Source organism: Anaerotruncus massiliensis (ex Togo et al. 2026), from assembly GCF_900199635.1.
Classification (GTDB): domain Bacteria; phylum Bacillota; class Clostridia; order Oscillospirales; family Ruminococcaceae; genus Anaerotruncus; species Anaerotruncus massiliensis.
Genome location: NZ_LT962687.1, coordinates 1556777 through 1579679, shown reverse-complemented (window position 1 = coordinate 1579679; position 22903 = coordinate 1556777). Strand labels below are relative to the sequence as shown.

General features: G+C 64.4%; 21 protein-coding genes. 20 read left to right on the top strand and 1 reads right to left on the bottom strand.

The genetic code is table 11. The features are described from left to right. Positions 1-30 precede the first annotated feature (30 nt). The 3 genes from C1A13_RS07920 to C1A13_RS07910 all read left to right on the top strand — a co-directional run bounded on the left by C1A13_RS07920 (position 31) and on the right by C1A13_RS07910 (position 3198). A complete protein-coding gene (locus tag C1A13_RS07920; protein WP_172439213.1) occupies positions 31-552 on the top strand; it encodes a DUF4358 domain-containing protein in 522 nt (173 codons plus the stop codon). A 90-nt stretch (positions 553-642) separates the two neighbouring features. Beyond that, positions 643-2031 (top strand): MBOAT family O-acyltransferase, encoded by a 1389-nt coding sequence (locus C1A13_RS07915; protein WP_101550822.1) that lies wholly within the window; start codon positions 643-645, stop codon positions 2029-2031. A 12-nt stretch (positions 2032-2043) separates the two neighbouring features. Continuing rightward, positions 2044-3198 (top strand): DHHW family protein, encoded by a 1155-nt coding sequence (locus C1A13_RS07910; protein WP_172439212.1) that lies wholly within the window; start codon positions 2044-2046, stop codon positions 3196-3198. Positions 3199-3237: 39 nt separating this feature from the next. Here C1A13_RS07910 and C1A13_RS07905 read toward each other — a convergent pair whose 3' ends face one another. Further along, a complete protein-coding gene (locus tag C1A13_RS07905; RefSeq protein WP_101550818.1) occupies positions 3238-4434 on the bottom strand; it encodes a prenyltransferase/squalene oxidase repeat-containing protein in 1197 nt (398 codons plus the stop codon). 172 nt (positions 4435-4606) lie between these two features. On the opposite strand from C1A13_RS07905, the gene hprK reads away from it, so the two are divergent. From hprK to C1A13_RS07820, 17 genes are all read left to right on the top strand, one after another. Then, positions 4607-5566: an HPr(Ser) kinase/phosphatase gene (gene hprK / locus C1A13_RS07900; RefSeq protein ID WP_101550816.1), complete on the top strand. Its 960-nt coding sequence runs from the start codon at positions 4607-4609 to the stop codon at positions 5564-5566. A 21-nt stretch (positions 5567-5587) separates the two neighbouring features. Further along, on the top strand, positions 5588-6313 hold the full coding sequence (locus C1A13_RS07895) for a phosphatase (protein ID WP_101550814.1): 726 nt from the start codon (positions 5588-5590) through the stop codon (positions 6311-6313). Positions 6314-6353: 40 nt separating this feature from the next. Beyond that, positions 6354-7313 carry an ROK family protein gene (locus C1A13_RS07890; protein WP_101550812.1) on the top strand — a complete coding sequence of 320 codons (960 nt, stop codon included), beginning with the start codon at positions 6354-6356 and terminating at the stop codon, positions 7311-7313. Between the two features lie 16 nt (positions 7314-7329). Further along, positions 7330-8238 (top strand): UDP-N-acetylmuramate dehydrogenase, encoded by a 909-nt coding sequence (murB, locus tag C1A13_RS07885; protein WP_101550809.1) that lies wholly within the window; start codon positions 7330-7332, stop codon positions 8236-8238. A 33-nt stretch (positions 8239-8271) separates the two neighbouring features. Continuing rightward, positions 8272-9138: an RNase adapter RapZ gene (gene rapZ / locus C1A13_RS07880; protein WP_101550807.1), complete on the top strand. Its 867-nt coding sequence runs from the start codon at positions 8272-8274 to the stop codon at positions 9136-9138. Positions 9139-9140: 2 nt separating this feature from the next. Then, positions 9141-10076: a DNA-binding protein WhiA gene (gene whiA / locus C1A13_RS07875; RefSeq protein ID WP_101550805.1), complete on the top strand. Its 936-nt coding sequence runs from the start codon at positions 9141-9143 to the stop codon at positions 10074-10076. Then, positions 10073-10393 (top strand): putative heavy metal-binding protein, encoded by a 321-nt coding sequence (locus C1A13_RS07870; RefSeq protein WP_101550803.1) that lies wholly within the window; start codon positions 10073-10075, stop codon positions 10391-10393. Before whiA ends, C1A13_RS07870 begins: the two co-directional genes overlap by 4 nt. Before the next feature lie 33 nt (positions 10394-10426). Then, the gene (locus tag C1A13_RS07865) at positions 10427-13960 is read left to right on the top strand and encodes a DNA polymerase III subunit alpha (RefSeq protein WP_101550801.1); all 3534 of its coding nucleotides are present in this window, start codon (positions 10427-10429) and stop codon (positions 13958-13960) included. Between the two features lie 173 nt (positions 13961-14133). Next, positions 14134-15123, top strand: coding sequence for a 6-phosphofructokinase (gene pfkA / locus C1A13_RS07860; protein ID WP_101550799.1), 990 nt, complete (start codon positions 14134-14136; stop codon positions 15121-15123). Between the two features lie 177 nt (positions 15124-15300). Next, a complete protein-coding gene (ispD, locus tag C1A13_RS07855; RefSeq protein WP_101550798.1) occupies positions 15301-16023 on the top strand; it encodes a 2-C-methyl-D-erythritol 4-phosphate cytidylyltransferase in 723 nt (240 codons plus the stop codon). Next, complete coding sequence (gene ispF / locus C1A13_RS07850; protein ID WP_347295265.1) at positions 16020-16502, top strand: 2-C-methyl-D-erythritol 2,4-cyclodiphosphate synthase; 483 nt, start codon at positions 16020-16022, stop codon at positions 16500-16502. Before ispD ends, ispF begins: the two co-directional genes overlap by 4 nt. A gap of 162 nt (positions 16503-16664) precedes the next feature. Continuing rightward, positions 16665-16895, top strand: coding sequence for a putative Se/S carrier-like protein (locus C1A13_RS07845; RefSeq protein WP_158595512.1), 231 nt, complete (start codon positions 16665-16667; stop codon positions 16893-16895). A 4-nt stretch (positions 16896-16899) separates the two neighbouring features. After that, positions 16900-18045, top strand: coding sequence for an aminotransferase class V-fold PLP-dependent enzyme (locus C1A13_RS07840; protein ID WP_101550792.1), 1146 nt, complete (start codon positions 16900-16902; stop codon positions 18043-18045). A 128-nt stretch (positions 18046-18173) separates the two neighbouring features. After that, entirely contained in the window at positions 18174-19064 is an 891-nt protein-coding gene (cdaA, locus tag C1A13_RS07835; RefSeq protein WP_242970832.1) for a diadenylate cyclase CdaA, read from the top strand. Beyond that, positions 19054-20358 carry a CdaR family protein gene (locus C1A13_RS07830; RefSeq protein ID WP_101550789.1) on the top strand — a complete coding sequence of 435 codons (1305 nt, stop codon included), beginning with the start codon at positions 19054-19056 and terminating at the stop codon, positions 20356-20358. The genes cdaA and C1A13_RS07830 overlap by 11 nt, the downstream gene beginning before the upstream one ends. A 61-nt stretch (positions 20359-20419) precedes the next feature. Further along, a complete protein-coding gene (locus tag C1A13_RS07825) occupies positions 20420-22006 on the top strand; it encodes an NAD(P)/FAD-dependent oxidoreductase (protein WP_101550788.1) in 1587 nt (528 codons plus the stop codon). A gap of 151 nt (positions 22007-22157) precedes the next feature. Next, entirely contained in the window at positions 22158-22856 is a 699-nt protein-coding gene (locus C1A13_RS07820; protein ID WP_101550785.1) for a hypothetical protein, read from the top strand. The last annotated feature ends 47 nt before the right edge of the window (positions 22857-22903 follow it).

The following is a 22903-nucleotide window of genomic DNA, read 5'->3' as shown; positions in this document are numbered from 1 at the left end:
TTGCGGGCAATGACCAAAGGAGAATGTACCATGAAAAAGATATTCGCTGTTCTGCTTTCCGCCGCGCTGTTCGCCGGGATGCTTACCGGGTGCGGCTCGAAACCCGCGGCCTCCGGCGATTCCACCGAGATGAAGGAGGGGCAGACGATCCAGACGGTTGTCGACCAGATCATCGACGAGGTGGGGATCGCGATGCCCGCCGAGATCGACGACACCCTCATGAAGGACGTTTTCTACATCGACCCCGAAAAGGACGTGGACGAGTATTACGGCCAGTTCGCGATGGTCAATGTGAGCGCCGACAACCTGCTTGCCGTCAAGGCGAAGCCGGAACAGAAGGACGCGGTGATCGAGGCGATGGGCAAGCGCCTCAAGGATGTGCAGGCCTCCTTCTCGAACTACCTGCCCGACCAGTCGGAAAAGGCGCAAAAGGGCCGCGTGGTCGACCGTGGGAACTATGTGTTCCTGGTCATCCTCGGAGAGAGTCCGGAAACCTTTGACGACGACCTCGACCGGGCGGTCAAAATCATTGACGAGGCGTTTGCCGCTTAAATCTTGCATAAATCCGCAGGATTTGGTAAAGTGTACTGGATAGCTTCTATTCGGTACACTTTCATTTTGTGACAAAAAGGGGAGAAACCCGTGGTATTCAGCAGCCTGCTGTTCCTGTTCTGCTTTTTGCCGGTGACCTTCGCGGTCTACTATATCGCGCCGGTGCGGCTGAAAAACGCCGTCCTGCTGGTAGCGAGCCTCGTCTTCTATTCGTGGGGGGAGATCCGCTTCTTCCCGGTGATGATCGCGGTCATCCTCGTCAACTACTTCGCGGGACTGGCCATCGGCCGGTGGAAGCGGAACCGCGCGCTCAGCCGCGCCGTCCTGCTCCTGTCGCTCGTTTTCAGCATCGCGTGGCTCGTCTTCTTCAAGTACAGCAATTTCCTGATCGACAACTGGAACACGCTGACGGGGATGGCGGTGCCCTATATCGAAGCGGCCAGGACCCTCCCGCTCGGCATCAGCTTCTACACCTTCCAGATCATGACCTATACGGTCGACGTCTACGCGGGCAAGGTGGAGACCGAACGCAACATCATCAATTTCGGCACCTTCGTCGTCCTTTTCCCGCAGCTGATCGCCGGCCCGATCGTCAAGTACTCCGACATCAGCCGCGAGCTGCACAGCCGTAAGATCACCCTCGGTGCGGTGCAGGACGGCATCGGGCTCTTCATCCTCGGCCTGGGCAGCAAGGTGCTGCTCGCCAACTCGATCGGCGCGTTGTGGAGCGACGTGGCGGCGGTCGGGTTCGCGAACGTCTCGACCGCTTCGGCGTGGCTCGCGCTCATCGCCTTCACGCTCCAGATCTACTTCGATTTTTCCGGCTATTCGCTCATGGCCATCGGCATGGGCAAGGCGCTCGGGTTCACCTTCCCGCAGAACTTCAACTACCCCTACATCTCCCGCAGCGTCACCGAGTTCTGGCGGCGGTGGCACATGACCCTTTCGGGGTGGTTCCGCGACTATGTCTATATCCCGCTCGGCGGCAGCCGCAGAGGCCCGGCGCGTAACGTCCTGAACCTGCTGGTCGTCTGGGCGCTCACCGGGCTGTGGCACGGCGCGAGTTGGAACTTCGTGCTGTGGGGGCTCTACTATTTCGTCCTGCTCATGATCGAACGGATGGGCCTGCGCGTGTTTCTGGACAGGCACCCGCTCATTTCTCACGCCTATTCGCTGCTGGCGGTCATGCTCGGATGGGGGCTCTTCGCCATCGAGGGGAGCTTCGGCGCGCTCGGCGTCTTCTTTGGGAAACTGTTCTCCCTTACGGGCGGGAATGAATGGATGTTCTACCTGCGCAACTATGCGGTCGTGCTGGCGCTGGGAATCCTCTTCTCCATGCCGGTGCTGAACCGCATCCGCGACCGGCACCCGAAGGTCTGCCGCGCGCTCGCGCTGCCGTTTTTGGGGCTCATACTGGTGCTTTCGGTCGCCTATCTGGTGGACTCCACCTACAACCCGTTCCTCTACTGGAACTTCTGAGGAGGAAGCATGATGCAGACCTTAAAAAAATATCCGCTCGTCTTCCTCTTTGCGGCCTTCCTGCTGATCGTCTCGGCGGCGAACCTGCTGACCCCCGACCGGGAGAAGAGCGAGCTCGAGAACCGCCCGCTCGCCCAGAGGCCGAAGCTGACGGCGACGGCGCTGCTGGCGAAGGACCAGGAGAACAAGTACACCCAGCGGTTTGAAACCTACCTCAACGACCAGTTCGTCGGGCGGGACGGGTGGATTACGCTCAAATCGGTGAGCGAATCGGCGCTCGGAAAGATCGAGAACAACGGCATCGTCTACGGGTCGGACAACTACCTGTTCGACCGGTACGAGACAGTGGACGAGCGCCGGTTTTCGATGAACATCGAGCTGCTCGGGACCTATCTGGCCTCCTACCGGGACACCGCGCCGATCACTGTGGCGGTCATCCCGAACTCCTATGAGATCCTCGCGGACAAGCTCCCGAAGGGCCTGCAAAACGTCAACCAGGCGGCGCGCGTCACTGAAATCTACAGCGCGCTGCCCGGCGGCGCGGACACGCTCGACCTCTTCCCGGTGATGCGGCTCGCCGCGTCGGAGCGGCAGGCCTACTACCGCACCGACCACCACTGGACGACCTGGGGCGCCTACAACGCCTACCGCGCGTTCGTCGAGTCCCGGGGACTCAAGGCGGTGGAATTTTCCGTGCTGGAGCCGCTGAGAAGGGAGGCTCCCGGCTTCTACGGCACCTACTTCAGCAAGTGCAAGCTCTTTTCCGCGGTCCCGGACACGATCGAGTGGTACGATATCCCCGTCTCCTCGGTCACGGTGGGCGGGGAGGAGAAGCCTGGCCTTTACGACGCGGAGAAGTGGGGGGAGCGGGACAAGCACGCCGCCTTCCTGTGGGGCAACAGCGACCTGACCGTCGTCAAATCGGAAAACAACCTCAACCACCAGGAGGGGCGGACCTCCCGCGTCCTGCTCATCAAGGACAGCTATGGGAACCCGTTCGCGCCCTTTCTGACCTACAGCTACGACGAGGTGTGGATGGTCGACCTGCGCAACCTGACGGCGCCGATGAGCGAGGTCATGGCGCGGGCGGAATTCGACGACGTGCTCGTGATGTACAACTTCGAAAACTTCGCGCAGGACTCGAATTTCACCTTCCTCAACCGTTGACGATCAAAAAAGGCAGCCGCCCGCGGGCGGCTGCCTTTTTTATTTTTTCGTCTGTTCGGGCGGGTCGCCGTCGGGCAGGGCGTCGAAGTCTGGAATCTCCGCCTTCATCGGGATATTGAGCTCGAGCGTGCGGGTATCCGCGCCCGCGCCGGGCGCTTCGCCGGGATTCTCCGGTTCCGCGGGAGGGAACTTGCCCCAGCGCTTGCCGATCTTCCCGGTGAGGATCAGGATCAGATAGAGCAGCCCGAAGAGGAGCAGGAACCCGAAGAGGAACCGCAGAAACACATAGGCGTTGTCGGGCTGCGGCTCCACATAGCCGGGATACCGCTCGGGCGGCAGGTAGGGCGAGAGGCCGGACGCGTCGGTCGAAAGGGCGATCACCGCCGCCTCCGTTGCCGCGACCTCCGAAGGCCCGCCGGGGGTGGCGGCGTAGCCGCCGTCCTGCTGCCGGAAGGATTGGAGCGCGTCGTGCAGGTCCCGTCCGTTTTTGGTGAACCGCGCGTCGCCCAGGCCGATGCCGCAGGTGCGCACCGCCGTCAGGACCGCCGCGGTGCTTTCGCAGTCGGGGCGGCCGTTGCGGAGGAAGGCGCCGTCCTCATCCTGCTGGGTGCTCAGCCAGGAGAGCGCCCGGTTGACCGCGGTGTTCACGTAGGGGATGTCCCGGCTCGCCGCGAGGACGGTGACCGCCCGCGCGGTGGTCCGTACGTCCGGGTCGCGCCCGGCGGCGGAACCGAACCCGCCCGCGCGGAGCTGGGAGGATACGATATAGTCGATGACCGCGGTGGGGGAGTTGTGCGCGGAGACGGGAGACTGCGCGTCCGCCGCGCTGTAGGCGGCCAGCGCCAAAAGCGCGCCGTCCAGCCCCTCCTGGTAGATGTTTTCATGGGAGTAGAGGGCGGAAACTAGGTCGGTCTTTTCAAACGAGGCGGGATCCTGCCCGCTCTTGACCAGCCCGATGATGCCCCGTTCCAGCGCGCGGGGAGAGGAAAATCCATCCGCTACGCTGCCGCGCAGGTCCCCGGACAGCCTGGTAACGGCGTCCTCCCGGACGGCCTGTCCGCCGAGCGAATAGGCGAGAATGCTGTTTTCTCCCGGGGGATTGGCGTCGAGGTACCGCCAGGTCTGTTCGGCGACGGGGGCCGGGGCAGCGTCGCCGGGAAGGGTTTCGGCGCTGGCCGTGACGGCCGAAAACAGGAGCAGCGCGCCAGCGGCAAAGGCCGCGAACCGTCTTTGCAAGCAGCAGTTCCCCTTTCATTAAGTGGCTCATAAAAGTATAATACATTGCCGGGTGGATTTCAACTGCATTTGGAAATACATTTTTGCCCAAAATAGGGTTTGAAAGATGCGCCTCCATCATGTATAATAGCTAGAGGAATATCGACGGAAAACGAATAAAGAAGGTGCTCATGTGGCGACAAAATTTATTGTGCCCCTCCAAAAGCTGATCAGGGATTTTAACCTTGAGGTGGTCTATCTTCCCGAAGACGCCGCCGGGATCTCCATCTCCACGCCCGAGGTCAACCGGCCGGGGCTGCAGCTGTCCGGCTTTTTTGATTATTTCGACCACCAGCGGATGCAGATCCTCGGAAAGAGCGAGTTTGCCTTCCTCGACCAGTTCGACGAGGAGGAGCGCACCCGCCGCGTGGACGACTACTTTGCAAGCCAGCCCTCCGCGGTCGTCATCACCCGGAACATCGAGGTGACCGACCGGATGCGTTCCGCCGCGCAGAAATACAAGGTCCCGCTGCTGCGCACCGCGGACGGCACCTCCGCCTTCATGGCGGGGCTCATCGGGGAGCTCAACGTCGAGCTCGCCCCCCGCGTCACCCGCCACGGCGTGCTTGTCGAGGTCTACGGCGAGGGCATCCTGCTGCTCGGGGAGAGCGGCGTCGGCAAGAGCGAGACGGCCATTGAGCTCGTCAAGCGCGGCCACCGCCTCATCGCGGACGACGCGGTGGAGATCCGGCGCGTCTCCGCCAAGAGCCTCGTCGGCTCCTCGCCCGAAAATATCCGCCACTTCATGGAGCTGCGCGGCGTGGGCATCATCAACGCCCGCCGCCTCTTCGGCATCGGCGCGGTCAAGATGACCGAGAAGATCAACATGATCGTTCAGCTCGAACAGTGGGACGCCGCCAAGGTGTACGACCGGATGGGCATGAACGACGAATACACCGAGGTGCTCGGCGTGCAGATCCCGTCGCTGACCATCCCGGTGAAGCCGGGGCGCAACCTCGCCATCATCATCGAAGTCGCGGCGATGAACAACCGCCAGAAGCGCATGGGCTACAACGCCGCCCAGGAGCTGCTCGAAAAGCTCGGCATGGTCGAGCCGGACGGCGGCAACCCCACCGACTGGGGAGATTTCTAACCCGGAAAGGAACCTGACTGCATGCAGATCATCGCGGAAACCCACAGCCATACCGTTGCGTGCGACCACGCGTTCAGCACCCTCTATGAGAACGTGCGGTACGCCGCGCGCAGCGGGATCCGATTTCTCTGCGTCACCGAGCACTGCCCGGCGATGGAGGGCGCGCCGGGCGGGATGTTTTTCAGCAACCTGCCCAACGTGATCCCCGACCTGATGGAGGGGGTCGTCGTCCTCAAGGGCGCGGAGACGAACATCATCGATTACGAGGGGGGCCTCGACCTGCCCGACCGCAAGCTCGCGCGGCTCGACTGGGTGATCGCCTCCTACCACATCAACTGCCTCGCGCCCGCCACCGAGGAGGAGCACACCGCCGGCTGGCTCGCGGTCGCGAAGAATCCCCTCGTCGACGTGATCGGCCACGCGGGGGACGAACGCTACCGCTTCGACGTGGACGCCGTCGTAAAGGCGTTCGCCGAGAACGGCAAGATCGTCGAAATCAACGCCCACTCCTTTGAATGCAGGCCCGGTTCGGCGGAAAACTGCCGCAGGATCGCGGAGAGCTGCAAAAAATACGGAGTGCGGGTGGTGTGCAGCTCGGACGCGCACTTTTTCACTCAGATCGGCAATGTCGGCGCGGCCGTCGAGATGCTGGAGGAGATCGGCTTCCCGGAGGAGCTTGTCATGAACGCCGACTACGGGCGCTTTCTGGCGCTCGCGCGGGAAAAGAGCGGGCGTCCGCTGATATAAAGCCACCAGGAGGACATCAAGAGGAAAGGGAGAGCATACGATGAGTTATTACGTGGGAATCGACCTCGGCGGCACCAACATCGCCGTCGGCGTGGTGGACGAGGACTACCGGATCGTCGGCCGTGCCAATGAAAAGACCAAGGCGTTCCATCCGGCGGAGGAGATCGCGGACGACATGGCGGCGACCGCGCGCCGGGCGGTCGAAAACGCGGGCGTCACCTTCGACGAGGTCGCGTGGGTGGGCGTCGGGACGCCCGGCACCGTGAACCCCGAAACGGGCATGGTGGGACTCGCGGCGAACCTCGGCTTCCACGACACCCCGCTGGGAATGCTCGTCGCGGAACGGCTCGGCAAGAAGGTCTATGTCGAAAACGACGCCAACGCCGCCGCTTACGGGGAACTGATGGCCGGCGCGGCCAAGGGGCTCGATTCGGTCATCCTGATCACGCTGGGCACCGGCGTGGGCGGCGGCATCATCATCGACGGAAAAATCCAGTCGGGATTCAATTACAAGGGCGCGGAGCTTGGGCACATCGGCATGGTCTACCAGGGCGTGCCCTGCACCTGCGGCCGGCGCGGCTGCATCGAGTCCTACTGCGCGGTGACGGGGCTCATCCGCATCACCCGCGAGTCCATGCAGCTCAACGCGAAATCCAAGATGTGGGAGCTCGCGGAGGGCAGCCTCGACAAGGTGAGCGGCCGCACCGCGTTCGACGCGATGCGCGCAGGCGACGAGGCGGGCAAGGCGGTTGTCGACCAGTATATCGACTACCTCGCCTACGCGGTCAGCGGCATCATCAACCTCTTCCAGCCGCAGGCGGTCGTCATTGGCGGCGGCATCAGCAAGGAGGGGGAGACCCTCTTCGGCCCGATGCGGGAGCGTGCCTATCCGCAGACCTTCAACCACGACCCCAACAACTGTTCGCAGATCATCAAGGCGAAGCTCGGCAACGACGCGGGCATCATCGGCGCGGCGCTGCTCGGCAAACAATACAAATGATTTTCCAGGAGGCTTCATGAGCGGGATACACGAGCTGCGGGCGTACTGCGAATCGATCGGGTGCGCCTGCCATGCGGACGAACCGATGTCCAGGCACACGTCGTTTAAAATCGGGGGGCCGGCCGACCTGCTGGTCCGCCCGGCGGACGCTGAGACGGCCGCGAAGGTTATGCGGCGGGCGGGGGAGCTGGGCGTTGCGCTCACGATCATCGGCAGGGGGTCCGACCTGCTCGTCTCGGACGAGGGGATCCGGGGCGCGGTGCTCTCCTTCGACGAGCAGGCCGCGAAGCCCGGGATGCAAGGCCCGGAGACGATCTTCTGCCCCGCGGGCGCGAGCCTGACGGCGCTCTGCGTCTTCGCGTGGCAGCGGGGGCTGTCGGGGCTGGAATTCGCCTACGGCATCCCCGGCAGCGTGGGCGGCGCGGTCTATATGAACGCGGGCGCCTACGGCGGCGAGATGAAGGATGTGCTTGAAAGCGTCCGCTGTCTCACGCCGGAGGGCGGGGAACGCGTCCTCGGCGCCGCGGAGCTGGAGCTCTCCTACCGGCACAGCTGGTTTACCGGCCGTCCCGGGCATCTCATCACCGGCGCGGCTTTCCGGCTCCAAAAGGGCGACCCCGCCGCCATCCGCGCCAAAATGGACGATCTCATGGAGCGCCGGAAGCAGAAGCAGCCGCTCGAATACCCGAGCGGCGGAAGCACCTTCAAGCGTCCGGCCGGCTCCTACGCGTCGGCGCTCATCGACCGGTGCGGGCTCAAGGGCCGCCGGGTGGGCGGCGCGATGGTCAGCGAAAAGCACGCGGGCTTCGTCATCAACTACGACAACGCCACCTGCCGCGACGTGCTCGCGCTCGTCGAACTGGTCCAAAAGGAAGTGCTGGAGAAGACCGGCTATACGCTCGAATGTGAAATCAAACTGCTCTGAGAGCGCCCGCCAGACGGGCGGAAAAGGAAGCCTATGGAATTTGTAATCATCACCGGCATGTCCGGTTCGGGAAAATCCCGCGCGATCGCGGCGATGGAGGATATCGGCTACTACTGCGTCGACAACCTCCCGCCCAAGATGGTCAAATCCTTCACCGACCTGTGCCTCCAGGCGGAGGATAAGGTGGATAAGGTCGCGCTCGTCATCGACGCGCGCAGCCGGGAAATTTTCGGGGACATCTTCGAGGGAATCGAGGAGTTTCTGGAGGCGTCGAGCGGGTTTCAGACCCTCTTCCTCGACTGCGAGGACGCGACGCTCATCCAGCGGTATAAGGAGACCCGCCGCACCCACCCGCTGATGGACGACGAAAACACCTCGATCGAGGAGGCCATCGCGGAGGAACGGCGGCTGCTCTCCCGGCTGCGGGAGTGCGCCGACTATGTGATCGACACCACCTACCTCTCGGTCAACCAGCTGCGGGAAAAGGTGGTCGGCATCTTCCTCGACGACAAAAACCAGGCGATGCTCGTCAACTGCATGTCCTTCGGCTTCAAATACGGCCTGCCCAAGGAGGCGGACCTCGTCTTTGACGTGCGCTGCCTGCCGAACCCCTTCTACGTGCCCGAACTCAAGAGCCTGACCGGCCTCGATGCGCCGGTGCGGGAGTACGTCCTCAAATGGGAGCAGGCGCAGAAGCTGATCCCCAAGCTGTTCGACCTCGTCGACTACCTGCTGCCCCTCTACCGGGACGAGGGGAAGACCCAGCTGACCATCGCGGTCGGCTGCACGGGCGGGAAGCACCGCTCGGTGGTCTTCGCGCAGCTTCTGGAGGAGCACATGCAGGAACAGAAGGTGCGCAGCACCGTGACCCACCGGGATATCGCCAAGCGCAAGGAGTAGCCATGTCGTTTGCCTACCGCATCAAAAGTGAAATCTGCAATAACAGGCCGTTTCGCCAGCGCCGCAGGTGGGCGCTCGCCTACGGCCTTTTGCTGTTCGGACGCGCGTTCGGGCCGGAGGAGATCTCGCTGCACACCGAGCACAAATTCGTCGCGCGGCTCTACGCGGACAGCATCTCCGACCTGGTGGGCCTCGGCGGGAGCATCACCCTGCGGGAGGTCAAGCGCAAGGACCGCCGGAGCGTCTACCTCGTGACGGTGGACAGCCTCTCCGACCGGGTCGCCGTGCTCTCCCGTTTCGGGTGCAGGGCGGGGGAGGACCCCCGCCGCATCGACTTCGCGCATGTCCCCGAGGAGGAGGCCGCCGCCTTTTTGAGCGGGGCGTTTCTGGCGTGCGGCGCGGTGTCCGACCCGGAAAAGGGCTACCGCGTCGAATTCGCGACCCAGCACCAGCCGCTCGCGGACGACCTCGCGGCGCTGCTCGCGGAATATCTCGCGCCGCCCAAGCGCACCGTCCGCCGCAACGACTACCTGCTCTACTACAAGGAGAGCGAAAACATCGAGGACCTGCTGACCTACCTCGGCGCGCCCAAGTCGTCGCTCGAACTGATGGAGGTCAAGATCGTCAAGGAGCTCCGCAACCGGGTCAACCGCGCCACCAACTGCGAGACGGCCAACATCTCCAAGACGGTCAACGCGGCGCTCTCCCAGATCGAGGACATCCGGCTGATCGAAGCGTCGGGAGGCATCGGTTCGCTCGACGAGGAATTGCGGGAGCTCGCGCGGCTGCGGCTGCAAAATCCGGACATGTCCCTGCGGGAGCTGGGCAAGGCGCTTACGAGCCCGATCTCCCGGTCGGGCGTCAACCACCGCCTGCGGCGGATATCCGAATACGCCGCGGAGCTTCGAAGGAAAGAGCACAGGGAGGAACAGGCATGATTCTGACGACGACCCCTTCGGTGGAAGGGAAGCATATTACGGAATATCAAGGCGTCGTGTTCGGCGAGGTGATCGCGGGCGTCGATTTCATCAAGGACTTCACCGCCGGGCTCTCCAACTTCTTCGGCGGCCGCTCGGGGACCTATGAGGAGGAGCTGCTCCGGGCGCGGGAGGAAGCGATGCGGGAGCTGGAGGAGCGCGCGCGGGCGCTCGGGGCCGACGCGGTCGTCGGGATTGACGTGGATTACGAGGTGCTCGGCGCGAACAACGGCATGCTCATGGTGACCGTGTCGGGCACGGCCGTGCGGCTCGGATAGGGCGTAAGAGGAACGGGCAAAGGGGGAACGGAAATGGCCGATTTTGCGCATCTGCACGTACATACCGAATACAGCCTGCTCGACGGCGCCTGCCGGATCGAGCGGCTGGTCGAGCGGGTCAAGGCGCTCGGGCAGTCGTCCGTGGCGATCACCGACCACGGCGTGATGTTCGGCGCGATCGACTTTTACAAGGCCGCCAAAAAGGCGGGCGTCAAGCCGATCATCGGGTGCGAGGTCTATGTCGCGCCACGCACCCGCTTCGATAAGCAGCACAAGGTCGATTCCTCCCCCTACCATCTCGTGCTGCTCTGCAAAAATAACACCGGCTACCAGAACCTGATCAAGATGGTGTCCGCCGGGTTCGTCGAGGGCTTCTACTCCAAGCCGCGCGTCGATCACGACCTGCTCGAGGAGTATCACGAGGGGCTCGTCTGTCTGTCGGCCTGCCTCGCGGGGGAGATTCCCCGGATGCTCGCCGCGGGGGATTATGACCGCGCGAAGGAGACAGCGCTCTGGTACCAAAACGTCTTCGGCGAGGGAAATTACTATATCGAGATCCAGAACCACGGCATCCGGCTTCAGGAGCAGATCCTGCCCGACCTGCTGCGGCTCTCCAAGGAGACGGGCATCGGCCTCGTCGCCACCAACGACGCCCACTACATCGAGAGGGCGGACGCCAGGATGCAGAGCGTGCTGATCTGCATCCAGACGAACACCACGGTGGACGAGCCGGGCGACCTCGAATTCGAGACGGAGGAATTCTACGTCAAGAGCCGCGACGAGATGGCCGCGCTCTTCCAGAACTACCCCGGCGCGCTCGACAATACCCTCAAAATCGCGGAGATGTGCAACGTCGAGTTCGAGTTCGGCAATACCAAGCTCCCGCTCTTCGTAGCGCCGGGCGGGGAGGACAACCTCTCCTACTTCAAGCGCCTCTGCTACGAGGGCCTGCGCCGCCACTACGGCGATCAGCCCGACCCGGCCGTCGCGGAACGGCTGGAGTACGAGCTGGACGTGATCATCAAGATGGGGTATGTCGACTACTACCTCATCGTCTTCGACTTCATCAACTACGCGAAATCGGTCGGCATTCCGGTGGGGCCGGGGCGCGGTTCGGGCGCGGGAAGCCTCGCCGCCTACTGCATCGGCATCACCGGCATCGATCCCATCCGCTACAACCTGCTCTTCGAGCGGTTTTTGAACCCCGAGCGGGTCAGCATGCCCGACTTCGACATCGATTTCTGTTACGAGCGGCGGCAGGAGGTCATCGACTACGTCGTGCGCAAGTACGGCGCGGACCATGTCGCGCAGATCATCACCTTCGGGACGATGGCCGCGCGCGCGGCCATCCGCGACGTGGGGCGGGTGCTCGGCGTCCCCTACCAGCAGGTGGACGCGATCGCCAAGCTCGTGCCGAACGAGCTGAAGATGACGCTCGACCGGGCGCTTTCGGTCTCGGCGGACCTCAAGCAGATGCGCGAGAGCGACCCCAAGGTCGCAGAGCTGCTCGACATGGCGCGCAAGATCGAGGGGATGCCCCGCCACGCCTCGACCCACGCGGCGGGCGTCGTCATCACCCGCGACCCGGTGGACAGCTACGTGCCGCTCTACAAGGCGGAGGAGACGATGCCGGTCACCCAGTTCACGATGACGACGCTTGAGGAGCTCGGGCTGCTCAAGATGGACTTCCTCGGCCTTCGCACGCTGACGGTCATCAGCTACGCCGAGAAGGAGGCCGCCAAACGCAGTCCCGGCTTTCGCGCGGACAGCATCCCGCTCGACGATCCAGACACCTTCGCGATGCTCACCAAGGGGCAGTGCGTCGGCGTCTTCCAGTTCGAGTCCGCGGGCATGCGCAACGTGATCGCCCAGCTCGGCCCCGAGTCGATCGAGGATTTGATCGCGGTCATCTCCCTCTACCGCCCCGGGCCGATGGAGTCGATCCCCACCTACATCCGCAACCGCCACAACCCCGGGCTCGTCACCTACAAGCACCCGCTCCTCAAGCCGATTCTCGACGTGACTTACGGGTGCATCGTCTACCAGGAGCAGGTCATGCAGATCTGCCGCGCGCTCGGCGGCTACTCCTACGGGCGCGCCGACCTCGTGCGCCGCGCGATGTCCAAGAAGAAGCACGATGTGATGGAGAAGGAGCGGGAGGTCTTCGTTTCGGGCGCGCAGGCAAACGGCGTGCCGCGGGAGACCGCGAACGAGATCTTCGACGAGATGAGCTCGTTCGCCTCCTACGCCTTCAACAAATCCCATGCGGCGGCCTACGCCTTCGTCTCCTACCAGACGGCCTACCTCAAATGCCACTATCCGCGCGAGTTCATGGCGGCGCTGCTCACGAGCGTGCTCGACAACACCGACAAGGTCATCGAGTATATCGGCGAGTGCGGCCGCATGGGCATCAAGGTGCTGCCCCCCGACGTCAACATCAGCGGCGAGGGCTTCACGGTGAGCGGGGACGCGATCCGTTTCGGCCTGCTCGCGGTCAAGAACATCGGCCGGGGCTGCATCCGCGAGCTCATCGCCGAGCGGGAGGAGAACGGCCCCTTCCTCGACTTCTCCGACTTCTGCGAGCGGATGTACGGCAAGGAGACGAACAAGCGTGCGGTCGAAAGCCTCATCAAATCGGGCGCGCTCGACTGCGCCTGCAAGAACCGCCACAGCATGCTGGAGGGTCTTGAGGCGATCCTTGACGACATCGACGCGGCCGCCAAGCGCAACATTTCCGGCCAGATCAACCTCTTCGACAACCCCGACGTGGGGATCAAATCCGCCCACCAGCTTCCGCGTGTGGAGGAATACGAGCCCTCCGAGCTGCTCGCGATGGAGAAGGAGACGACGGGGCTCTATATCAGCGGCCATCCAATGGCGCGCTTTGCCGAGATGATCGAGCAGGAGCACTGCACGCTGATCGCCGATATCTCGAACGCCGAGGAGCGGGGGAGCCATATCGCCGACGGCGCGTCGGTGCGCGTGGCGGCGATCGTCTCCTCCAAGCGGCTCAAATCGACCCGCGGCGGGGAGATGATGGCGTTCGTCATGCTCGAGGACACGAGCGGCAGCATCGAGATGCTGGTGTTCCCAAAGGTGCTCACGCAGTATTCCCACAAGCTCGCGGAGGGCAGCGTCGTCATTGTGCGCGGCAGGGTGTCGATGCGCGAGGAGGAGGACGCCAAGCTGATCTGCGAGGCCGCCGCCTCGCCCGGCGAGCCGCTGCCCGAGGGTTCGTCCGCGGGGGCGGGCCGCTATTCCGGCGCGCCGCGCCGCGAACGGGCGCCGCAGGCGCCCGCTCGGCCCGCCGCGCCCCGCAGCAAAAACGCCGGGGCCTACCTGCGCATCGACAGCGCGTCGGCGCCCGTCTACGACCGGGTGAAAAATCTGCTTTCGATCTTTTCGCCCGAAAACGGCGGGACCGGCCGGGACGCCGTGTACTTCTATTTCAAGGACACGGGGAAATACAACGTGGCCGCGCACGCCCTGTGGGTAGATTACAACCCCGTGCTCGAGCGGGAGCTCAAGAAGCTGCTCGGCGCGGAAAACGTCGTATATAAACAATAAATTTCGCGGGTTTTCTTTGAAATTATCCAGTACTATGATAAAAATTAATCAGGTTGAATCAAATCGCTTGCACAAAAGGGACGAATCTTCTATAATTATTTCGGTAAAATGCCGATAATCGGGCATAAGTAAGATTAGAACGCGGATTTTCCGCAGACGGAGGATGCGAGGATATGGAAAACAAGCAGAAAGCGATTGGCGTATTGACCAGCGGCGGTGACGCCCCCGGCATGAACTCGGCGATCCGCGCCGTCGTCAGGGCCGCCCTTCATAAGAACATGCGGGTGATCGGCATCCGCCGCGGCTACAGCGGGCTGCTTGCCCACGATATGTTTGAGATGAACCTGCGCAGCGTCAGCGACACGCTCCACCGCGGCGGCACAATGCTCTATTCGGCGCGCTGCCCCGAGTTCCGCGACGACAAGGGCGTGGAGCGCGGCAAGGAGGCCTGCCTCCAGGCGGGCATCGACGGGCTGGTCGTCATCGGCGGCGACGGCTCCTTCCGCGGCGCGCGCGACCTCTCCCTCAAGGGGATCCCCTGCATCGGCCTGCCCGGCACGATCGACAACGACATCGCTTCGAGCGACTATACGATCGGCTTCGACACGGCGGTCAACACCGTCATGGACATGGTCGATAAGCTGCGCGATACCTCCCAATCCCACGACCGCTGCTCGATCGTCGAGGTCATGGGCCGCCGCTGCGGCGACATCGCCCTCCACGCCGGCATCGCCTGCGGCGCGGTTTCCATCCTCGTGCCCGAGGTGCCCTTCTCGATCGACGCGATCGTCGAGAAGATGCAGCGCACCCTGCGCACCGGCAAAAAGCACTTCATCGTCATCGTCGCCGAGGGCGTGACCAGCTCGGACGGCGTCGGTACGGTCCACGACATCGCCGAGGAGATCGAGGCGCGCACCGGCGTCGAGTCCCGCGCCACGGTGCTTGGCCATGTGCAGCGCGGCGGCGCCCCGACCGCCCGCGAGCGCGTGCTCGCCAGCGAGATGGGCTACCATGCGGTCGAGCTGCTTGAAAAGGGCATCGGCAACCGCGTGGTCGTCTGCCACGAGAACAAGATCGTCGACTACGAAATCCTCGAGGCCCTCAGCATGAAGAAGGAATTCAACCGCCACCTCTACGACATCGCGGACGCGATCAGCATCTGATCTGAAAGAAAAAGGCCCCCGGAAGCGCAGGCGCTTCCGGGGGCCTTTTTTTCCGCGCGCGGATTTGCTATAATAGGACAGGATTGGCCCCGCCGCCGGGACGGGCGCGCGGGCGTATCAAAATTCGCGCAAATTTTTCTTCCCCGGGCGCTATCATGAAAAAAGGGGGTGGCGGACATGCTCTTTAACCGGAAACTGGAAAAGCCCCGCGTTGCGGCGGTCATCGCCGCGGCGGGGGCGGCCTCGCGTATGCAGGGGATCGACAAGCAGTTTGAGGAGATCTGCGGGGTCCCGGTCGTCGTGCGCACAATGCTCGCCTTTTCCGACAGCGACTGGATCGACGAGATCATCGTGGTCGCCCGCGCGCAGGATATCCCGACGATGCACGCCCTGATCCGCGCCTGGGGGGTCCCGAAGGTGCGTTCGGTGGTCGCCGGCGGCCAGACCCGCCAGCAGTCGGTCCAAAACGGCGTCGAGGCCGTCGGGTACGAGACGCAGTACGTGGCGGTCCACGACGGCGCGCGCCCGCTTGTGAACCAGCAGGTCATCGCGGACGCGGTGATCGACGCCGTCCGCTACGGCGCGGCGGCGGCGGCCGTGCCGGTGACCGACACCGTCAAGGTCGCGGATGAAAACCGGCGGATCCTTTCGACGCCCGACCGCAGCACCCTGTTCGCGGTGCAGACGCCACAGGTGTTCGAGCTCGAGCGCTACCGGCTGGCGGCGCGGAGGGCGGAGGAAACGGGGATGGACTATACCGACGACTGCCAGATGCTCGAGGCGGCGGGGTACCCGGTCTATCTCGCGCGCGGGGACTACGACAACATCAAAATCACGACGCCGGTCGACCTCGTGGTCGCGACGGCGATGGTGGAGGCGGCGGAGGGGGAACGCATATGAGCGGCATGAGAATCGGGCACGGCTACGACACGCACCGGCTCGCGGAAGGACGCAGGCTGGTGATCGGCGGGGTGGAGATCCCCTGGGAAAAGGGATTGCTCGGGCATTCGGACGCGGACGTGCTCGCCCACGCGGTGATGGACGCGGTCCTCGGCGCGCTCGCGCTCGGAGATATCGGGGCACAGTTCCCCGACAGCGATCCGGCCTATGAGGGCGCGGATTCGGTCGCGCTGCTCGGGCGGGTGCGCGCGATGGCCGAGCAGCGGGGCTGGAAGATCGGCAACGTGGACGCGACGGTCGTCGCGCAGGCCCCGAAGCTCGCGCCATACATCCCGCAGATGCGGCGGCGGCTGGCCGACGCCTGCGGGGTCCCGGCGGAGGATGTGAACGTCAAGGCCACCACCGAGGAGCACATGGGCTTCACCGGGAGCGGGGAGGGCGTCAGCGCCCACGCGGTCTGCCTGCTGATGAGGCGCTGACTTTCCGGGGCGTTCCTGCATATGATGATACAGCGGTACCTGCACGCGTTTTGACGCGCGGACTGTACCGCTGTATTTTCTTTTGCCCGCGCAGGCGGGAATACACAGTCGGCAATGCGGCGCGTCCGCATCCATGATTTCATAGCAGGGAGAACGATGCTTATGACAAATATAGATCAGGCCGTGCTGGTGGTCCGTTCCGTCACCAGCGCGATGAAGGGCCAGAAGCTCTTGGAACAGAATGGGATTTCCGCCTATGTGGAGCGCAACACCGCGCCCAACAGCAGACAGGGCTGTGGGTACGGGCTCAAAATCCGCGGCGACGTGGCCGCCGCCGCCGGAATCCTGAGCGCGGCGGGGATCAAGGTCTCGGAAATCCAGCGGGGAGGGTGACCGGATGATCTATTTCGACAACGCGGCCACCACCTTCCCCAAACCCGCTTCCGTCAAGGACGCCGTGGATACGGCGCTGATGCGTTACGGCGCCAACCCGGGACGCAGCGGGCACGACCTGTCGGCCGAGACCGCCAAACAGGTGTTCGAGGTGCGCTCGAAGGCCGCGGAATTTTTCGGCGCGGCGGACGTGGAGGACGTCGTCTTCACCCAGAACTGCACCTACGCGGTCAACACGGTCGTCAAGGGGCTTTTCAAGCCGGGCGACCACGTCATCATCTCCGACCTCGAGCACAACGCGGTCCTGCGGCCGGTCCACGCGCTCACGGTGCAGGGGATCATCACCTATACGGTCGCGGAGACCTTTTCGGACGACGAGGAGACGGTGAACGCCTTCCGCTCCTGCATCCGGCCGAACACCCGCGCGATCATCGTCACGCACGGCTCCAACGTGTTCGGCGTCAAGCTGCCGATCGCGCGGCTGGCGCAGCTCGCACGGCAGTATGGGCTCTACTTCGCGGTCGACGCCGCCCAGACGGCCGGGATCGAGCCGATCGACGTCAAGGGGATGCAGATCGATTTCCTCTGCACGGCCGGGCACAAGGGGCTTTACGGTCCCACCGGGACCGGGCTGCTCATCACCTCGTGCGGCAAGCGCCTGCGGCCGCTCGCGGAGGGCGGGACGGGCAGCGTCTCCTACGATTACCTGCAGCCCGATTTCATGCCCGACCGCTTCGAGGCGGGCACCCTCAACACGGTGGGCATCCTCGGCATGGGCGCGGGGATCGACTTTATCCGCCAGAGCGGAATGGAGCGGATCGCCGGGTTTGAGAGCGGGGTGGCCCGGTGCGTTTACGAGGAGCTCTGCGGAGTGAAGGGCGTCCGCCTTTACACGCCCGCCCCCCAGCACGGCAAAAACCTGCCGGTATTCAGCTTCAACATCGACGGCCTCGGCTCGGAGGAGACGACCGCGAAGCTCAACGAAATGGGGTTCGCGGTCCGCGGCGGGCTGCACTGCGCGCCGCTCGCGCACAAAAAATTCGGGACCAACCACGGCGGGACGGTGCGCCTGAGCGTCGGCGCCTTCAACACGCCCGACGAGGGAAGACAGTTCGCGCAGGCGGTCCGGAAGATCGCATATGAGAAATAAAGCCAACCGCGCCATGCGCCAAAAAAAAGATTGATTTGCTGTGGATATGTGATAAAATATAAAAAGGGATTTATGCGGCCGGAATGGTTTCCGGCCGCATCGTCCGAACGTCGAAGGGGAATGAATGTATGGCCGAGCTCTGGTACAACATTGTCAGAACGTTCAGCACGTTTGAGTGGAAAGACGCGCTGGACATCCTTGTCATGGCCTTTTTGATCTACCAGGGCATCAAGCTGGTGCGCGAGACGCGCGCCGCGCAGCTTGTCAAGGGCATCGCGATGCTGCTGCTGCTCTACCTGCTCGCGCAGGCGCTTGAGATGAAAGCCATGCAGTTCATCACAAAGAATATTTTGCAGATCGGCGTCTTGGCGCTCGTGATCGTCTTCCAGCCGGAGCTGCGGCGCGCGCTCGAACAGGTCGGGCGTTCCCGCATCGGCAAGCTGCAGGTCTTTTCAGGCGGGATGAGCGAACAGGAGACGCGCGCCAAATGGGTGAAGTTCATCAACGCCCTGGTGGAGGAGGCCTCCTCCCTCTCGCGCCAGAAGATCGGCGCGCTCGTCGTCATCGAGCAGAAGACCAAGCTCGGCGACATCATCAAGACGGGCACGGTCGTCGACGCCGACCCCACGCCCGAACTGATCGGAAACATCTTTTTCCCCAACTCGCCGCTGCATGACGGCGCGATGATCGTCCGCGAGGGAAGGCTCCACGCCGCGGGCTGTTTTCTGCCGCTCTCCGATAACCAGGAGATCAGCCGCGAATTGGGCACCCGCCACCGCGCGGCGCTCGGCATGAGCGAAATGAGCGACGCGATCGTCGTGGTCGTGTCGGAGGAGACCGGCTTCATCACCGTCTGCCGCAACGGCAAGCTGGAACGGGGGCTTTCCACCGCGCGCCTGCGGGAATATCTGGAAGCGGAGCTCACCCCCGAAAAAGCCGCCGCCGAGCCTTCCGACAAGCGTTTTGACCGCAAGCGGGGGAAGAAGAGCCCCGAGGGGGAAGATACGAATGAAGTTTAACTTTGGACGCCTCCTGGACAACCGGAGGCTGCTCATGATCCTTTCTCTGGTGACGTCGGTCATCATCTGGCTGGTGATCGTCTACTACGTCGAGCCGGATAAGGTTCAGACCATCCGCAACGTTCCGGTCACCATCACCGCCGACCAGGTGGACGCGCTCGCCGCGCTCAACCTGCGCATCGTCGACAGCGAGATCGAAACGGTCGACGTGCGCATCGAGGGCGCGCGCCCCGTCGTCGGCGCGGTAAAGCCCGCGGATGTGGACATCCGCGCGGACCTCTCCGGAATCACCGCGCCGGGCAGCTTCGACGTCGTCCTCTCGGGCGGCAAGACGGGCAACTACAGCGCGGGGGATAAATTCGGCAAGGGCTTCACCCTCGCGCAGACCGACGCGATCAGCCCCACCACCGTGCGCGTGCGGGTGGACCGCCAGGCGCAGAAGACCTTCCAGGTCGCCACCGACATCGAAGGGCTCCAGACGCCCGAGGACTACGTCCGCGGACAGACGAAGGTCAGCCCGCGGGAGATCACGATCTCGGGCCCGGAAACCGACGTCGGGCGGATCGACAAATGCGTCGTTTCGATCAGCTTTGACGCGCCGATCACCTCCAGCAAGACCCGCACCGGCCAGATCGTCCTCTACGACGCCGAGGGCAACGAGCTCGACAGCAGCCTGCTGACGATGAGCGCCGAAACGGCGGATGTGACCATCCCGGTGCTCAAGCAGAAGGAATTCTCCATAGGTGTAGAATATCTGAACGTCCCGGCGGGCTTTCCGATCGACTGGCTGGAAGATGAGTTTTCCGTAGCCACGCTACTGGTCGCGGGCCCCGAGGAGCTGATCGACGCTTATGACCAGCTCGACATGGGCTTCATCAATCTCAACGAGATCACGATCGACAGCAACTTTTTTGCCTTTGATGTCAACAGTTTCCTGCCCTCCGGTTTCACCAACCTCTCGGGGGTCGACACGGTCATCGTGACGATCAAGACCGCCGACATGCTCGAAGGCAACTATACGATCCCTGGCGACAACATCCGGGTGACCAACGTCCCGGTCAACTACAGCGTCACGGTGGAGTCCCCGAGCATTTCGGGGGTGCACATCATCGGGGACGCGGATGTGATGGCGACGCTTTCGGGGTCTGATCTGGTCGCGGAGGTCGACATGTCCACCAAGGACGTCTCCTCGCCCGGACCGTATACCATGCCGGTGCGGATCTCTGCGCCGGGCAAGGGGCTGGCGTGGGCGAGCGGCGACTACACCGTGCTCGTCAACATCAGGGAGCGATAGACAAACCATCCCGAGGGCGCCCGGCCTGCCGGACGCCCTCGTTTTTTGCGGAGGAGGACTTATGCCGATCATCGTCCATTCGATCACGACCTCGCTGGAGGAACCCGCGGAGGCAGCGCTTTCCCGCGCGGCCTCGCTGCTGGGCGTGCAGGCGGCGGACGCCTGCATCGTCAAAACGTCGCTCGACGCGCGCAAGCGGGGCGACATCCACTTTGTGCACACCGTGGCGCTCACGCTCGGGACCCCCGAGGAGGATGCCGCCGCCTCCCGCTGCGCCGACCGGCGGGTCTCCCTGCGGCGGGAGGAGCCGCTCGAGATCCCCCGCGGGACGCGGACGCTGGAACACCGCCCGGTGGTTGTGGGCTTCGGCCCCGCCGGGATGTTCGCCGGACTGCTGCTCGCGCAGAACGGCTACCGGCCGGTCATCCTCGAGCGGGGCGGGGAGATGGACCGGCGGGTCGCGGCGGTCGAGCGGTTCTGGAGGGAGGGGACCCTCGACCCCGGAACGAACGTGCAGTTCGGGGAGGGGGGCGCCGGGACCTTCTCGGACGGCAAGCTGACCACCCGCATCGGCGACCCGAAATGCGGCTGGGTGCTCCGGGAGTTCGTGCGGTTCGGCGCGCCGGCGGAGATCCTCTACCGGGCGAAGCCCCACATCGGTACCGACCGGCTGCGCGAGGTCGTCAAAAACCTGCGCGCGGAAATCTGCTCGCTCGGCGGGGAGGTGCGGTTTGACACCGCGCTGACCGACCTTGTGGTGACGGGCGGACGGCTGCGCGGCGCGCGCACCTCCGCCGGGGAGATTCCCGCCGACGTGCTGCTGCTCGCGGCGGGACACAGCGCGCGGGACACCTTTGAGATGCTCCTGCGGCGCGGTTTTGCGATGGAAGCCAAGCCCTTTTCGGTCGGCGTGCGGATCGAACACCTCCAGGCGGAGATCGACCGGGGGCTCTACGGTGAACACGCGGGACATCCCGCGCTGCCGCCGGGAGAGTATCAGCTTTCCCACCGGATGGGGGAGCGCGGCGTCTACACCTTCTGCATGTGCCCGGGCGGCGTGGTCGTGCCCGCCGCGTCGGAGGAGGGGATGACGGTCACCAACGGGATGAGCTACCACGCGCGCGACGGGAAGAACGCCAACGCGGCGGTGGCCGTCTCGGTCACGCCCGCCGACTACGGCGGCGGGCCGCTGGGTGGGGCCGCGTTCCAGCGGGAGCTGGAACGGCGCGCCTACGCCGCCGGGGGCGGCGGCTACCGCGCGCCCGCGCAGGACATCGGGCACTTTTTCGCGGGGAAGGCGGGGCTCGACGCCGCGCGGATGCGGCCGACCTACGCGCGCGGGGTGACGCCCTGCGACTTTCACGAACTCCTGCCGGGGTTCGTCTCGTCAATGCTTGAAACGGGGCTGCGCGCCTTCGGGAAAAAGTTGCCCGGCTTCGACGCGCCCGGCGCGCTGCTCACCGGTGTCGAGACGCGGACCTCCTCGCCCGTGCGCATCCTGCGCGGGGAGGATTACCAGGCGCCGGGGGCCGGGGGGGTCTATCCCTGCGCGGAGGGCGCGGGCTACGCGGGCGGCATCATGAGCGCGGCGGTGGACGGTATCCGCGCGGCGCTTGCCGTCATGGCGGAATACCGGCCGTTCGATTAGGACCGGCAGGGCAGTGGCAGCAGCAGCCGCACAGCATAGAATGGTAGTGTCCGGTGCGCCGCCCCACGGGCGGGGCGCGGACGTTGTCATCCCGGCTGTGCGGTGGTTTTGCCGCTGGGGATGGCAGTATCTCTGACTGAGGAGGTCTGCCATGAAAATCGGTGTCGCGTTTTCCGGCAGCGGCGCGGGCGCGGCGGCGGCAAACGTCTTTGTCGACGAGCTGCTAAAGCGCTCCGTTGCGGTCGATATGCTCTCGGCGACCTCGCTGGCGGCGGTTCCGTCGCTGCTGTGGTCGCGCGGGGCGGGGCCGGAGGAGCTCGAAGAGCTGATGACCCTGTTTTCGGCGTCGCAGACGCCGCAGCTGGGACTCCGGCAGCTGGATCGGATGGGGATGTTCCGCGCGCCCGCGGTGTGCGACCTTGCGGTCAGCTGTGTCGATGCCTCCACCGGCATAACGGTGATCTATTCCGACACGCTGCACTCGGACGCGTGGAACCTCAAAGTCCTGCCGCTTTCCGGCAACGAACCGGCGGCGCTCGCCTGCGCGCTGAGTCCCTACCGGGACAGCGAGCCGTTCGTCCACGAGGGAATGCGGCTGTGCGACTTTTCCGTTCGTTACGGCTGCCCGTTTTTCCCGCTCAAGATGGCGGGGATGGAGCGGATCCTGTCCGTCTCCTTCTCGGGAGGCGAATCCCCCGCGCAGGTCGCCGCCGACACCCTGTCGGCGCTGACCGGCAAAAACGCCGACCTGCATTACGACCTGCGGTTCGGCGGCGCGGATATCCCGGAGAAGATCCGGGCGTTCATGGAGGAGCATATCGCCGAGATCTACGAGAAACTGCTCTTTTAGAGCGCAGGGACGGCCCGCGAAAGCGGGCCGTCCCTTTCTGCCGAGAT

Bases quoted from the DNA above. Each gene is read 5' to 3' on its own strand.
- C1A13_RS07920 (WP_172439213.1), top strand. From the start codon at position 31: ATGAAAAAGATATTCGCTGTTCTGCTTTCCGCCGCGCTGTTCGCCGGG.
- C1A13_RS07910 (WP_172439212.1), top strand. From the start codon at position 2,044: ATGCAGACCTTAAAAAAATATCCGCTCGTCTTCCTCTTTGCGGCCTTC.
- C1A13_RS07895 (WP_101550814.1), top strand. From the start codon at position 5,588: ATGCAGATCATCGCGGAAACCCACAGCCATACCGTTGCGTGCGACCAC.
- C1A13_RS07890 (WP_101550812.1), top strand. From the start codon at position 6,354: ATGAGTTATTACGTGGGAATCGACCTCGGCGGCACCAACATCGCCGTC.
- murB (WP_101550809.1), top strand. From the start codon at position 7,330: ATGAGCGGGATACACGAGCTGCGGGCGTACTGCGAATCGATCGGGTGC.
- rapZ (WP_101550807.1), top strand. From the start codon at position 8,272: ATGGAATTTGTAATCATCACCGGCATGTCCGGTTCGGGAAAATCCCGC.
- whiA (WP_101550805.1), top strand. From the start codon at position 9,141: ATGTCGTTTGCCTACCGCATCAAAAGTGAAATCTGCAATAACAGGCCG.
- C1A13_RS07870 (WP_101550803.1), top strand. From the start codon at position 10,073: ATGATTCTGACGACGACCCCTTCGGTGGAAGGGAAGCATATTACGGAA.
- C1A13_RS07865 (WP_101550801.1), top strand. From the start codon at position 10,427: ATGGCCGATTTTGCGCATCTGCACGTACATACCGAATACAGCCTGCTC.
- pfkA (WP_101550799.1), top strand. From the start codon at position 14,134: ATGGAAAACAAGCAGAAAGCGATTGGCGTATTGACCAGCGGCGGTGAC.
- ispD (WP_101550798.1), top strand. From the start codon at position 15,301: ATGCTCTTTAACCGGAAACTGGAAAAGCCCCGCGTTGCGGCGGTCATC.
- ispF (WP_347295265.1), top strand. From the start codon at position 16,020: ATGAGCGGCATGAGAATCGGGCACGGCTACGACACGCACCGGCTCGCG.
- C1A13_RS07845 (WP_158595512.1), top strand. From the start codon at position 16,665: ATGACAAATATAGATCAGGCCGTGCTGGTGGTCCGTTCCGTCACCAGC.
- C1A13_RS07840 (WP_101550792.1), top strand. From the start codon at position 16,900: ATGATCTATTTCGACAACGCGGCCACCACCTTCCCCAAACCCGCTTCC.
- cdaA (WP_242970832.1), top strand. From the start codon at position 18,174: ATGGCCGAGCTCTGGTACAACATTGTCAGAACGTTCAGCACGTTTGAG.
- C1A13_RS07830 (WP_101550789.1), top strand. From the start codon at position 19,054: ATGAAGTTTAACTTTGGACGCCTCCTGGACAACCGGAGGCTGCTCATG.
- C1A13_RS07825 (WP_101550788.1), top strand. From the start codon at position 20,420: ATGCCGATCATCGTCCATTCGATCACGACCTCGCTGGAGGAACCCGCG.
- C1A13_RS07820 (WP_101550785.1), top strand. From the start codon at position 22,158: ATGAAAATCGGTGTCGCGTTTTCCGGCAGCGGCGCGGGCGCGGCGGCG.